The organism is Streptococcus infantis (assembly GCF_964243025.1).
GTDB lineage: Bacteria > Bacillota > Bacilli > Lactobacillales > Streptococcaceae > Streptococcus > Streptococcus infantis_N.
The window spans coordinates 163,414-176,281 of record NZ_CAXTDJ010000002.1 but is presented as its reverse complement, the minus strand read 5'-3'; the positions used below and the strand labels follow the sequence as shown (position 1 = coordinate 176,281).

Here is a 12,868-nt window from a genome sequence, read left to right as displayed (position 1 = left end):
CCCTCTTGTTTAGGTAATAGTTTGACCGTCAAATTATAATAAAGTCGAACTATTACGTAAGCAAGACTTATGGAGGCAATATGAAAACACGTATCACTGAATTATTAAATATTAAATATCCTATCTTCCAAGGTGGAATGGCCTGGGTGGCAGATGGCGATTTGGCTGGAGCTGTTTCAAAAGCTGGTGGTCTCGGTATCATTGGTGGAGGAAACGCACCTAAAGAAGTGGTTAAAGCCAACATCGATAAGATTAAATCATTAACAGACAAGCCTTTTGGTGTCAATATCATGCTCTTGTCTCCATTTGTTGAGGATATTGTTGACCTCGTTATTGAAGAAGGGGTTAAGGTGGTCACAACTGGTGCAGGAAACCCAAGTAAATATATGGAGCGATTTCATGAAGCAGGAATCACCGTTATTCCTGTAGTTCCTAGCGTAGCTTTGGCTAAACGTATGGAAAAAATCGGTGCAGATGCTGTCATTTGTGAAGGTATGGAAGCCGGTGGGCACATTGGTAAATTAACAACCATGACCTTGGTTCGTCAAGTTGCGGCGGCTGTTTCAATTCCTGTTATCGCTGCAGGTGGTATTGCAGACGGTGAGGGAGCTGCTGCTGGATTTATGCTTGGTGCGGAAGCTGTGCAAGTAGGAACTCGTTTTGTAGTTGCTAAAGAATCAAATGCTCATCCAAACTACAAAGCTAAGATTTTAAAAGCTCGTGATATTGATACAACTATTTCAGCACAACATTTTGGTCACGCAGTTCGTGCCATCAAAAATCAATTGACTCGTGATTTCGAGCAAGCTGAAAAAGATGCCTTTAAACAAGAAAATCCAGACTTAGAAATCTTTGAACAAATGGGCGCAGGAGCCTTAGCTAAGGCTGTTGTCCATGGTGATGTGGATGGCGGTTCAGTGATGGCTGGTCAGATTGCAGGTCTAGTTTCGAAGGAAGAAACCGTTGAGGAAATACTCAAGGATATCTACTACGGTGCAGCTGAGAAAATACAGGAAGAAGCCGCTCGTTGGGCAGGAGTTACAAGAAATGACTAAAACAGCCTTTTTATTTGCAGGTCAAGGTGCCCAGTACCTAGGGATGGGGCGAGAGCTATATGACCAATATGCTATTGTCAAGGAAACAATTGACCAAGCTAGCCAAGTCTTGGGTTATGACCTTCGTGACTTGATTGATAACGATGAAACGAAACTAAATCAGACTCGTTACACGCAACCAGCTATTCTAGCTACATCCCTTGCTATCTATCGCCTTTTAAAGGAAAAAGGTTACCAACCTGATATGGTGGCAGGTCTGTCTCTTGGTGAATATTCTGCCCTTGTAGCTAGTGGTGCCTTGGATTTTGAAGATGCGGTAGCTCTAGTTGCTAAACGTGGGACTTATATGGAAGAAGCAGCACCAGCAGGATCAGGGAAAATGGTAGCTGTGCTTAATACACCGGTTGAAGTAATTGAAAAAGCTTGTCAAGAAGCCTCTAAACTTGGTGTTGTAACTCCAGCTAACTACAATACGCCGAGTCAAATTGTTATTGGTGGTGAGGTAGTGGCGGTAGATCGTGCGGTTCAACTCTTGCAAGAAGCAGGAGCAAAGCGTTTGATTCCGCTAAATGTTTCTGGACCTTTCCATACAGCTTTATTGAAATCTGCTAGTCAAAAATTGGCTCAAGTCTTAGAAGATGTTGAGTTTAATGACTTTGCTTGTCCACTTGTTGGTAATACAGAAGCAAAAGTCATGGAAAAAGAACGAATTGCAGAACTCTTGACTCGTCAAGTTAAGGAACCTGTTCGTTTTTATGAGAGCATTGCAGTCATGCAAGAAGCGGGAGTCACTCGTTTTATCGAGATTGGCCCTGGAAAAGTCTTGTCAGGATTCGTCAAAAAGATTGATAAAACTGCTCAACTTGCAAATGTTGAAGATCAAGCAAGTTTACAAGCACTCTTAGAAAATTAGACCAAAATAGTAGAAGTTCTGAAAGGAGAAAAATGAAACTAGAACAGAAAAATGTCTTTATTACGGGCTCAAGTCGAGGAATTGGTCTCGCCATTGCTCACAAATTTGCCAGCTTGGGAGCCAACGTTGTCTTGAATAGTCGTGGTGAGATCTCCGAAGAACTTCTAGACGAGTTTAAACCATACGGGGTGAAAGTTATTGCTATTTCTGGTGATGTCTCAGACTTCACAGATGCAAAACGCATGGTGGATCAAGCCATTGAAGAGCTAGGCTCAGTTGACGTCCTAGTGAATAACGCTGGGATTACTCAAGACACTCTCATGCTGAAGATGACAGAAGAAGATTTTGAGAAGGTCTTGAAAGTCAATCTAACGGGAGCCTTCAATATGACGCAAGCAGTCTTGAAGCAGATGATAAAAGCACGTGAAGGGGCCATTATCAATATGTCTAGTGTCGTTGGTTTGATGGGAAATATCGGTCAAGCAAACTACGCTGCATCTAAGGCTGGTTTGATTGGATTTACCAAATCAGTAGCACGTGAGGTGGCCAATCGTAATGTGCGTGTCAATGCCATTGCACCAGGAATGATCGAATCTGATATGACTGCAGTCCTATCTGATAAGGTAAAAGATGCTATGTTGGCACAAATTCCGATGAAACAATTTGGCCAAGCTGAGCAGGTCGCAGAGGTGACAGCCTTTCTTGCAAGCCAAGATTATCTAACGGGACAAGTCATTGCAATTGATGGTGGACTTACCATGCAATAAGAGTTAAAATAGAGGTATGAAAATGAAACTAAATCGTGTAGTAGTAACAGGTTATGGATTAACATCTCCAATTGGGAATACACCAGAAGAATTTTGGAACAGTCTGAAGAACGGAAAGATTGGGATTGGTGAAATCACCAAGTTTGATCACAGTGCTTTTGACGTCCATAATGCAGCAGAGATTAATGATTTTCCTTTTGACAAATATTTTGTAAAAAAAGATACCAATCGTTTCGATGACTATTCTTTGTATGCCTTGTATGCTGCTCAAGAAGCAGTTGACCATGCTAATCTTGACGTAGAAGCGCTTGATAAAGACCGCTTTGGTGTCATTGTTGCATCAGGTATCGGTGGAATCAGAGAAATCGAAGACCAAGTGCTTCGCCTTCACGACAAAGGACCAAAACGTGTAAAACCATTGACACTTCCAAAAGCCTTGCCAAATATGGCAGCAGGAAATGTTGCTATGCGCTTTGGGGCAAATGGTATCTGTAAATCTATCAATACAGCTTGTGCTTCATCAAATGACGCTATCGGAGATGCCTTCCGTTCTATCAAATTTGGTTTCCAAGATATCATGCTGGTTGGTGGCTCAGAATCATCTATTACTCCATTTGCGATTGCTGGTTTCCAAGCCTTAACAGCTCTTTCAACAACAGAAGATCCAACTCGTGCTTCTATTCCATTCGACAAAGATCGTAATGGATTTGTCATGGGTGAAGGATCAGGTATGTTGGTTCTTGAAAGTTTAGAGCATGCGGAAAAACGCGGAGCAACGATCCTAGCCGAAGTTGTTGGTTATGGCAACACTTGTGATGCCTACCATATGACTTCACCACATCCAGAAGGTCAAGGGGCTATTAAAGCTATCAAACTTGCCTTGGAGGAAGCTGAAATCACACCAGACCAAGTAGCTTATGTCAATGCTCACGGGACATCAACTCCTGCTAATGAAAAGGGAGAAAGCGGAGCTATCGTAGCGGTTCTTGGTAAGGAAGTACCTGTATCTTCAACCAAGTCATTTACAGGACACTTGCTCGGTGCAGCAGGGGCAGTTGAAGCCATTGCAACAATTGAAGCAATCCGTAACAACTATGTTCCAATGACAGCTGGAACAACAGAATTGTCAGATTACATCGAAGCAAACGTTATTTATGGACAAGGTGTGGAACGTGAAATTCCTTATGCTATCTCAAATACTTTTGGATTTGGTGGGCATAATGCAGTTCTTGCTTTCAAACGTTGGGAGAATAAGTAAAGATGAATTTAAATGAAATCAAAGACTTGATGGCGCAATTTGACCAGTCAAGCTTGAAAGAATTTTCTTATAAAAATGGAACGGATGAGTTGGTCTTCAGTAAGAATGAAGCGAAACTTGTGGCAGAAACAAGTCCAGCACCTCAACAAGTGGTTTCAGTAGCTGCACCTACAGTTGCACCACAAGCTCCAACTACAGCACCAGTTGTAGAAACTGTTCCAGAATCAAATACTACTGAATCTGTAGCTGAAGGAGACCTTGTAGAAAGTCCACTTGTTGGAGTTGCTTACTTGGCTTCTGGACCAGATAAACCTAATTTTGTTTCAGTTGGTGATACTGTTAAAAAAGGCCAAACCTTGGTCATCATCGAAGCTATGAAGGTCATGAATGAAATTCCAGCACCTAAAGATGGTGTCGTAACAGAAATTCTTGTTGAAAATGAAGAAATGGTTGAGTTCGGGAAAGGCTTGGTACGTATCAAATGATTGATATTCAAGGAATTAAAGAAGCTTTGCCCCACCGCTATCCCATGCTCTTAGTAGATCGTGTTTTGGAAGTCAGTGAAGATACAATCGTTGCCATTAAAAATGTGACGATTAACGAACCTTTCTTCAATGGTCATTTTCCTCAATACCCAGTTATGCCTGGAGTCCTCATTATGGAAGCCTTGGCTCAGACAGCAGGTGTTTTGGAATTGTCTAAACCAGAAAACAAAGGGAAACTCGTTTTCTATGCTGGTATGGACAAAGTGAAATTTAAAAAACAAGTTGTTCCTGGTGATCAGCTTGTCATGACAGCAACTTTTGTCAAACGTCGTGGCACAATCGCCGTAGTAGAAGCGAAGGCAGAAGTAGATGGTAAGCTTGCAGCAAGCGGTACTCTGACCTTTGCTATTGGAAACTAGGGAGGTTTTCCATGTTTCGTAAGATTTTAATTGCCAATCGTGGTGAAATTGCTGTTCGTATTATTCGTGCGGCACGAGAGTTAGGAATTGCAACAGTCGCTGTCTATTCGACTGCTGACAAGGAAGCTCTCCACACGCTTTTGGCTGATGAGGCTATCTGTATCGGCCCTGGGAAGGCTACAGAATCTTATCTGAACATCAATGCCATCCTATCAGCTGCGGTCTTGACTGAAGCTGAAGCTATTCACCCTGGATTTGGTTTTTTAAGTGAAAATTCCAAGTTTGCAACCATGTGTGAAGAAGTCGGTATCAAATTTATCGGACCATCAGCTGGTGTCATGGATGTCATGGGAGATAAAATTAACGCCCGTGCTCAAATGATTAAGGCAAACGTGCCTGTCATTCCAGGATCAGATGGAGAAGTCCATACTGCAGAAGAGGCTCTGGCTATTGCCGAAAAAATTGGTTATCCAGTTATGTTGAAAGCTTCAGCTGGAGGTGGTGGTAAAGGAATTCGTAAGGTTGAAAAAGCAGAAGATCTTGTGTCAGCCTTTGAAACAGCCTCTAGTGAAGCCAAAGCCAACTTTGGTAATGGGGCTATGTACCTAGAGCGTGTGATTTATCCTGCTCGCCACATTGAAGTACAGGTTCTTGCTGACCAAATGGGACATGTTATTCACCTTGGTGAACGTGACTGTTCGCTTCAACGGAATAACCAAAAGGTTTTAGAAGAAAGTCCTTCGATTGCTATCGGGAAAACACTTCGTAATGAAATTGGTGCAGCGGCAGCTCGTGCAGCGGAATCTGTTGGTTACGAGAATGCTGGTACTATTGAATTCCTACTAGATGAAGCAACTGGAAAATTCTACTTTATGGAAATGAATACGCGTGTCCAAGTGGAACACCCGGTAACCGAATTTGTTTCAGGTGTAGATATTGTTAAGGAACAAATCCGTATCGCAGCAGGTCAACCTTTGACCTTGAAACAAGAAGACATTGTTCTAAAAGGACATGCCATTGAGTGTCGCATTAATGCAGAAAACCCAGCCTTTAATTTTGCACCAAGTCCAGGTAAGATTACCAATCTTTATCTACCAAGTGGTGGTGTTGGCTTGCGTGTTGATTCTGCAGTTTATCCAGGTTATACCATTCCGCCATACTATGATAGTATGATTGCTAAAATTATTGTTCATGGTGAAAATCGTTTTGATGCACTTATGAAAATGCAACGAGCTCTTTATGAACTAGAAATTGAAGGGGTTGTCACCAATGCTGATTTCCAACTCGATTTGATTTCAGATCGACGCGTGATTGCAGGAGACTACGATACTTCATTCTTGATGGAAACTTTCTTACCACACTATCAAGAAAAAGAATAATGTAATACTCTTCGATAATCTCTTCAAACCGCGTCAGCTTCGCTTTGGATTATAAATGTGACTGACTTCGTCAGTCTTATCTACAACCTCAAAGCAGTGCTTTGAGCAACCTGCAGCTGGCTTCCTAGTTTGCTCTTTGATTTTCATTGAGTATAAAAATAGTATAAGACTGAAAAGGGGGATGTATGGCTCTATTTAGTAAAAAAGAAAAATATATACGAATTAATCCCAATCGTTCACTTAGAGAAAAGCCCCAAGCTAAGCCTGAGGTTCCAGACGAACTCTTCTCAAAATGTCCAGGTTGTAAACATACCATTTACCAGAAGGATTTGGGAAGTGACCGTATTTGTCCTCACTGTGGCTATACCTTCCGTATTTCAGCTCAAGAGCGTCTTGCTTTAACCATTGATATGGGAAGCTTCCTAGAGATGTTCACAGGAATTGAGACGCAAGATCCATTGGAATTTCCAGGCTACCAGAAAAAATTAGCCTCTATGCGTGAAAAAACAGGTCTTGATGAGGCTGTTGTTACAGGAACTGCTTTGATTAAGGGCGAAAAAGTTGCTCTCGGAATTATGGATTCCAACTTTATCATGGCGTCTATGGGAACAGTAGTTGGTGAAAAAATCACTCGTTTGTTTGAATATGCGACAGCTGAAAAATTACCAGTCGTCTTGTTTACAGCATCTGGTGGAGCACGTATGCAAGAAGGAATCATGAGTTTGATGCAGATGGCTAAAATCTCTGCAGCAGTCAAACGTCATTCCAATGCAGGTCTCTTTTACCTAACAATCCTTACTGATCCAACAACTGGTGGTGTTACAGCTTCCTTTGCTATGGAGGGTGATATCATCTTGGCAGAGCCCCAAAGTTTAGTAGGATTTGCTGGACGCCGTGTCATTGAAAATACCGTAAGGGAAGATTTGCCAGAGGATTTCCAGAAGGCAGAGTTTTTGTTAGAACATGGATTTGTGGATGCGATTGTTAAACGGAGAGAATTGCCAGATATGATTGCTCGATTAGTAAGGTTACATAAGGGGGATTGTTGATGAATATTGCAAAAATCGTCAGAGAAGCACGTGAACAAACCCGCTTAACTGCCTTGGACTTCGCAACAGGAATATTTGATGACTTTGTAGAGCTCCATGGTGATCGCTCTTTCCGAGATGATGGTGCTATTATTGGTGGTATCGGTTGGTTGGGAAACCAAGCAGTAACTGTTGTTGGAATTCAAAAAGGTAAAAGCTTACAGGATAATCTTAACCGTAACTTTGGACAACCTCATCCTGAAGGTTATCGAAAAGCCCTTCGCTTGATGAAGCAGGCTGAAAAATTTGGCCGTCCTGTTGTAACCTTTATCAACACGGCTGGTGCCTATCCTGGTATCGGAGCAGAAGAGCGTGGGCAAGGTGAAGCTATTGCCCGTAACCTCATGGAGATGAGCGACCTCAAGGTGCCAATTATTGCCATTATTATCGGTGAAGGTGGCTCAGGAGGGGCTTTAGCTCTTGCAGTAGCTGACCGTGTTTGGATGTTAGAAAACTCGATCTATGCAGTTCTCAGTCCTGAAGGCTTTGCTTCTATTCTTTGGAAGGATGGCAGTCGCGCCATGGAAGCTGCAGAGTTGATGAAAATTACTTCTTTCGAATTGCTAGAGATGAAAATTGTTGATAAGGTTATCTCTGAGGTAGGTCTATCAAGCAAAGATTTAATCAAGCAAGTCAAAGAACAACTCCGAGCAGAACTTGATGAACTTGGGAAACTTCCATTAGATCAACTCATTGAGGAACGTTACCAACGCTTTAGAAAATACTAAGAAATATAAAAAAGCTAGACTTATACTTAGTTCTAGCTTTTTGGATTCTATAAAATACATTTCAGAATGAAAAATTGACTCTTGTAAAAATATCTGTTAATATAACAAGAGATGCGTGTGCTATAAAAATAAGTCAACAAAGCTTTTTGGGAGTGAATATGAAAAAAATAGGTCATTTGGGAATCTATACATTACTGGTATTCCTATCAATTTATCTACTAGATTTCAGTAGTCTTTATCTGGCTAAGATGTTTGTCTGGGGTATGGATGGCTATTCTATTATTGTAGCAGTAGAGCAACTAGCTCTTTTAGGACTATTTATCTATTGGCTAAAAAAGAAAAAAATGCTCTATATTTTTGAGAAAAGTGGCTCGAAAAGATCCAGATTCTTTTACCTTTTAGTTAGTCTAGTGGCTACTTATTTTGTCCGTCAGTTCTCAAGTGCTTTTTACTTACAGTTTAGTCGCTTCATTAATAATCACTATATTTTTGAAGATCTTCTTTCGGTCCTATCCTTCAGTGGGCAATCTACTATTTTAACGACTTGCTTCTCTTTTGTTTCAGTTGTCATTTTGGGGCCTATATTGGAGGAGATTGTTCATAGAGGCTATTTTATGAATACCTTCTTCCCTAACTCCAAGTATTACTTGGATGTTATCTTATCAGCTCTGATATTTGGGTTCAGTCATTTGGTATTGTCCCATCGTGACCCTATCAGTTTGATGGTTTATAGTTTTTTCGGTCTTTTCTTTGCCCTAGTCTACCGCTGGACAAAGAATTTAAAAATCACCATCCTGTGCCATAGTTTTATTAACTTTCTCATTCATGCAGATTTCATCTGGTTATTTCTTTCTAATTTAATCTATGATCGTCTTTTTAGATAGAAAATTTGAGGTGACAAATAAAAAAGTGTTTGATATCTATCAAACACTTTTTATAGTTAGTTTTCTTCAGTTACAAATTGACTGAGTAGTCCGTTAATGAAACGGGCTGATTTTTGATCTGAAAAGCTTTTTGCAAGTTCAATAGCTTCATTCACAGCTACAAGTTGAGGAGTATCAAAGGAAGTGATTTCGAAAACTCCTAAACGCAATAAATTCTTTTCAACTAAGGTTAAACGTTCAATAGTCCAACCAGACTTTAAATGCTGAGTGATTTGTTTGTCTAGTTCCTCTTTTTGAGCTTGAACACCAGATACAAGATCGATTAGGAAGCTAGGGAGTTTTACCTCGTCGTCTTCTCGATCATGAGTATAAGCGAAGCGACAAGCAGTTTCAATATCAGAACCATATTCAAGACTCATCAGTGCTTGGAAGGCACATTTTCGTAGTTCGCGTCTAGATTCTAATAATGGACTAGTCATTGAGGAAGTCCTCATCAAATAAATCTGTTAATGCTGGTTTTGGTGTTTTATCTGGTGCAATACCAGCAACGTGAATATTCACAGCATTGAGTTCAACATCAGCCATATTACGAACGGCATCTTTTACAGCTTTTTGAATAGCCATTGCAACCTTAGGAACCTTGACACCATACTCAAGATAGAGATAGATATCAGCTATTAGTTCTTCTTCAGATTCTTTTAGATAGACGCCACGACCGAGTGAAAGTTTTGAAAGGGTGTCAGATACTGATTTATTTGAAAAAGAGTGGACACCATCAACTTTAGCTGTAGCAATTGCAATGATTTTTTCAAGTACACGTGGGGCGATAACGATTTCGCCTAATTGTTCTTCAATTCCCATAGAATGACCTCTTTCTAGAGATTAGGCACGAGAAACGTAAGTTCCTTCTGCAGTGTTGATAACGAGTTTTTGTCCTGCTTCGATGAAGTCTGGAACGTTCACGACAAGACCAGTTTCCATTGTAGCTGGTTTACCAGAACCGGTAACAGTTGCACCTTTAATAGATGGTTGAGTTTCAGCAACTGTTAATTCAACAGTTGTAGGTACTGTTACACCGATTACTTCAGTTCCGTAAAATTGAATTTTAACTTCAGAATTTTCAAGGATATAAAGCAATTCATTTTCAACATTTACAACTGGGATTTCGTATTGGTCGTAAGTTTCAGTGTTCATGAAATAAGCTGTATCGTCCATTTTGTACAAGTATTGTGCTGGCACAGTTTCGATAATCGCTTGTTCAAATTTTTCCTCTGGACGGTAGCTAGTTTCAAATGTTGAACCAGTACGGACATCACGCAATTTCATACGCATGATAGTATTTCCTTTACCTGGTTTGTGGTGGCTAGCTTCCAAAACGCGGATCAATTTTCCGTCAGCTGTTTCAAAGGTCATACCAGCCTTTAATTTACTTGCTTCGATCATGTTTTTACCTCTTTAATAAAATAATTTACTCTTTATTGTATCATAAGTCGTAAGATTTCTCAAATATCAGGAAAGTGAGATTAGTTGACAGGAACGATGTTTCCTTCTTCGTCTTTGGTTACCAATACGTACTTGCCATCGACTTCGATGTAGAAGTTTTTATTAGCGGTTTGTTTAGAGTTGGTAGTTTGTTCAGGACTAGTAGATTCTTCTGCAGAATTTGTGACTTCTTGAGTAGTAGTTTCTTGTGCAGGAGTTGTCATTTCTGGATTAGTAGATTCTACTGAGTTAGCGGGTTGTTCAGGGCTAACAGTCTCTAGTGGGCTAGCAGCTTGCTCAGGACTTGCAGTTTGTCCTGGAGTAAATGCTTGGTTTGGATCAGCGGGTTGTACTGGGGGAACGGTTTGATTTGGGCTAACAGGTTGAGCTTGTTGGGTGAGTTGACCACCGAGAGTTTGCCCTAGGTTCATACCCATAAACATGTTCATACCATTGCCATTACCTTCGTTATTGGCTGCAGCAATAAGAGCTTCGTTACGAGCACGACGTTCTTCAATTTCGATGGTATTGTATTTCATAGCAACGAGTTCGCTATCAAGTTTACGAACAAGTTCCAAGCTTTCTTGGTCGTAGCTCAAATCCTCAAGAAGGATATTGGTTGCTTCAATACCGTAAAGACCAGTCCATACCTTATTGACTTCTTGTTTAGCAATTTCATTGAAGGTATCTTGATTAGCATTGAGGCTATAGATATCAACTCGGTACTCATTAGTAAATTTGGCAATTGCGATCGCAATTTTAGGAGAAATATTTTGCCGAAGAGTTCCTTGAGCAATATCTTGGAGTGTAAATGGTTTATGTTCGTCAATTTGTTGACTGATAGAGCTAACGTAGAAAAGTACTGGGTCGGAAATCTTGATATCAAACAAACCATAGAAACGGATATTGAGCAATTGTTGGTAACGTTCACTGAAGTATTCTACAGCGTTTTGTGTACCAAATTTATTCCCCGCAATCGGTTGCATACGGATAAAGATGATTTCTTGTCGAGTAATAACTTGTCCACCAAAAGAGAAGCGGTTTTTGAAGTTTTCCCAAGTACCCTTGATTCCACCTTTTTCAAGGAGCCAAGCGTTATCACCTGCACGCCATTCATGGCTTCCAGCTTCAAGTACATCCCCTAGGAAGGTACCATTATTGACAAGAACAGCAACATATCCTTGAGGGACAATGACAACAGAACCGTCTGTTAATAGTCCTGTATTTTGATTGCTTTGTCTTGAACCACCGTCAGGATCTTTTGTAAGCAATTGTCCCTTGATGGCCATGACGTCTGCAGAGACTTGGTCTGGAAGTACAACGGCTTCCTTGAATTTGCTATCATTAAAACTATTTAGCCCAGCTGAAAGGGCAGCGCGAATAAATCCCATAATTTCCTCCTAATTATAAAGTTCGTCTTCATCCACAACTTCATAGGTGTCAAGAACCCATTGATTTGGACTACGTGTGAGCTCAGCGCCGCAGTATTCACATTGGCTAATAGCTGAGATTTTAAGTGGAGCACCACAGTTTGGACAGTGGTCGCTAACAGCCTCATCTTGAACATTGTTTTCAGTTTGGCTACCATGTTTGCGGATGAAGTTCATTTGATAAACTGTAAATAGATCTTGTTGAGGGTCTCCCTCAATAACCTTACGAGTCTTGTCATCAATGACATAGTCTCTCAAAGTAGATGAAAGGATAACCACTAAAGTATCATTTCCATCTGGATTACTCTTGAAATCTTTGATTCGTACATTATCAACATAAACTCGTTCCAAGACATTTGTTGTTTGTGCCTGAATATGTTCTTCCAGTTGAGCACTGTGTTGAGTATAGAGGCTAGCACTTTCAAGTGAACGCACCAAATTCCAATCTTTTTTAGTCCAAGCTGATTGTAACTGGATGTAGACTTCTCTAACCCATGTAGTGAAGGCATCCGCATCAAAGTTTGGATCGTAGTATCTGAGTCGGTCGATAGCTTGGTTATTATTTTCAACTCTACGATGGCTAATTGGCTCTGGTTCGTAGCTAGTAGTATGTCTTCTATACGGTGTTTCAGATGGAGTGTTCTGATCGTTAAGGTACTTGATGAGCATGAAGAGTAGGAAAGCCCCGACACCAAACATGATAAGAATAGTCATCCCGGTACCTAAAGATCCACCTGAACTTGAGTAACTACCGCCAGAACGATAGCTGCTTCTAGAAGAAGAGCTACCACTTGAACGACTAGAACTACTACTTCGTGAACTACTACTTCGTGAACTGCTACGGCTAGAGCTACCACTTCGAGAATGTCCAACACCTGCATCAATTGATTGCAGGGGTGTCACAAAGAGAAGAAGCAAGCAAGTAGCGATAAGAGTATATAACTTTTTCATATGTCTCCTAACTATGTGAGTACAGAGTG

Annotated in this window: 15 protein-coding genes; 10 read left to right on the top strand and 5 right to left on the bottom strand. The window is 40.7% G+C overall.

The features are described from left to right. The first annotated feature begins 80 nt into the window (after nt 1-80). From fabK to ACESNQ_RS03120, 10 genes are all read left to right on the top strand, one after another. Nucleotides 81-1,055: an enoyl-[acyl-carrier-protein] reductase FabK gene (gene fabK, locus ACESNQ_RS03165; protein ID WP_373074953.1), complete on the top strand. Its 975-nt coding sequence runs from the start codon at nt 81-83 to the stop codon at nt 1,053-1,055. Next, nucleotides 1,048-1,968 carry an ACP S-malonyltransferase gene (gene fabD / locus ACESNQ_RS03160; protein ID WP_373074952.1) on the top strand — a complete coding sequence of 307 codons (921 nt, stop codon included), beginning with the start codon at nt 1,048-1,050 and terminating at the stop codon, nt 1,966-1,968. Before fabK ends, fabD begins: the two co-directional genes overlap by 8 nt. Before the next feature lie 32 nt (nt 1,969-2,000). Beyond that, nucleotides 2,001-2,735, top strand: a complete 735-nt coding sequence (gene fabG / locus ACESNQ_RS03155; RefSeq protein WP_373074950.1) for a 3-oxoacyl-[acyl-carrier-protein] reductase — start codon at nt 2,001-2,003, stop codon at nt 2,733-2,735. 22 nt (nt 2,736-2,757) lie between these two features. After that, entirely contained in the window at nt 2,758-3,993 is a 1,236-nt protein-coding gene (gene fabF / locus ACESNQ_RS03150) for a beta-ketoacyl-ACP synthase II (protein ID WP_373075172.1), read from the top strand. A 2-nt stretch (nt 3,994-3,995) separates the two neighbouring features. Continuing rightward, complete coding sequence (gene accB / locus ACESNQ_RS03145) at nt 3,996-4,478, top strand: acetyl-CoA carboxylase biotin carboxyl carrier protein (protein ID WP_373074948.1); 483 nt, start codon at nt 3,996-3,998, stop codon at nt 4,476-4,478. After that, nucleotides 4,475-4,897, top strand: a complete 423-nt coding sequence (gene fabZ, locus ACESNQ_RS03140) for a 3-hydroxyacyl-ACP dehydratase FabZ (protein WP_000565515.1) — start codon at nt 4,475-4,477, stop codon at nt 4,895-4,897. The genes accB and fabZ overlap by 4 nt, the downstream gene beginning before the upstream one ends. Before the next feature lie 11 nt (nt 4,898-4,908). Next, the gene (gene accC / locus ACESNQ_RS03135) at nt 4,909-6,276 is read left to right on the top strand and encodes an acetyl-CoA carboxylase biotin carboxylase subunit (RefSeq protein ID WP_373074942.1); all 1,368 of its coding nucleotides are present in this window, start codon (nt 4,909-4,911) and stop codon (nt 6,274-6,276) included. Between the two features lie 185 nt (nt 6,277-6,461). Beyond that, nucleotides 6,462-7,325 (top strand): acetyl-CoA carboxylase, carboxyltransferase subunit beta, encoded by an 864-nt coding sequence (accD, locus tag ACESNQ_RS03130; RefSeq protein WP_254724512.1) that lies wholly within the window; start codon nt 6,462-6,464, stop codon nt 7,323-7,325. After that, nucleotides 7,325-8,092 (top strand): acetyl-CoA carboxylase carboxyl transferase subunit alpha, encoded by a 768-nt coding sequence (locus tag ACESNQ_RS03125; protein ID WP_373074940.1) that lies wholly within the window; start codon nt 7,325-7,327, stop codon nt 8,090-8,092. The genes accD and ACESNQ_RS03125 overlap by 1 nt, the downstream gene beginning before the upstream one ends. A 158-nt stretch (nt 8,093-8,250) precedes the next feature. Then, nucleotides 8,251-8,976 carry a CPBP family intramembrane glutamic endopeptidase gene (locus ACESNQ_RS03120; RefSeq protein ID WP_373074938.1) on the top strand — a complete coding sequence of 242 codons (726 nt, stop codon included), beginning with the start codon at nt 8,251-8,253 and terminating at the stop codon, nt 8,974-8,976. Between the two features lie 56 nt (nt 8,977-9,032). Here the strand turns inward: ACESNQ_RS03120 and nusB are convergent, their stop codons facing one another. The 5 genes from nusB to ACESNQ_RS03095 form a co-directional block, all read right to left on the bottom strand. Continuing rightward, entirely contained in the window at nt 9,033-9,455 is a 423-nt protein-coding gene (nusB, locus tag ACESNQ_RS03115; RefSeq protein WP_004251901.1) for a transcription antitermination factor NusB, read from the bottom strand. After that, a complete protein-coding gene (locus tag ACESNQ_RS03110; protein ID WP_036756919.1) occupies nt 9,448-9,837 on the bottom strand; it encodes an Asp23/Gls24 family envelope stress response protein in 390 nt (129 codons plus the stop codon). Before ACESNQ_RS03110 ends, nusB begins: the two co-directional genes overlap by 8 nt. Before the next feature lie 21 nt (nt 9,838-9,858). Further along, nucleotides 9,859-10,419, bottom strand: a complete 561-nt coding sequence (gene efp, locus ACESNQ_RS03105; RefSeq protein ID WP_004251910.1) for an elongation factor P — start codon at nt 10,417-10,419, stop codon at nt 9,859-9,861. A gap of 80 nt (nt 10,420-10,499) precedes the next feature. After that, complete coding sequence (locus ACESNQ_RS03100; RefSeq protein WP_314943540.1) at nt 10,500-11,849, bottom strand: SPFH domain-containing protein; 1,350 nt, start codon at nt 11,847-11,849, stop codon at nt 10,500-10,502. Nucleotides 11,850-11,858: 9 nt separating this feature from the next. Then, nucleotides 11,859-12,839 carry a zinc-ribbon domain-containing transport protein gene (locus ACESNQ_RS03095; RefSeq protein ID WP_314943539.1) on the bottom strand — a complete coding sequence of 327 codons (981 nt, stop codon included), beginning with the start codon at nt 12,837-12,839 and terminating at the stop codon, nt 11,859-11,861. Nucleotides 12,840-12,868: the final 29 nt, after the last annotated feature.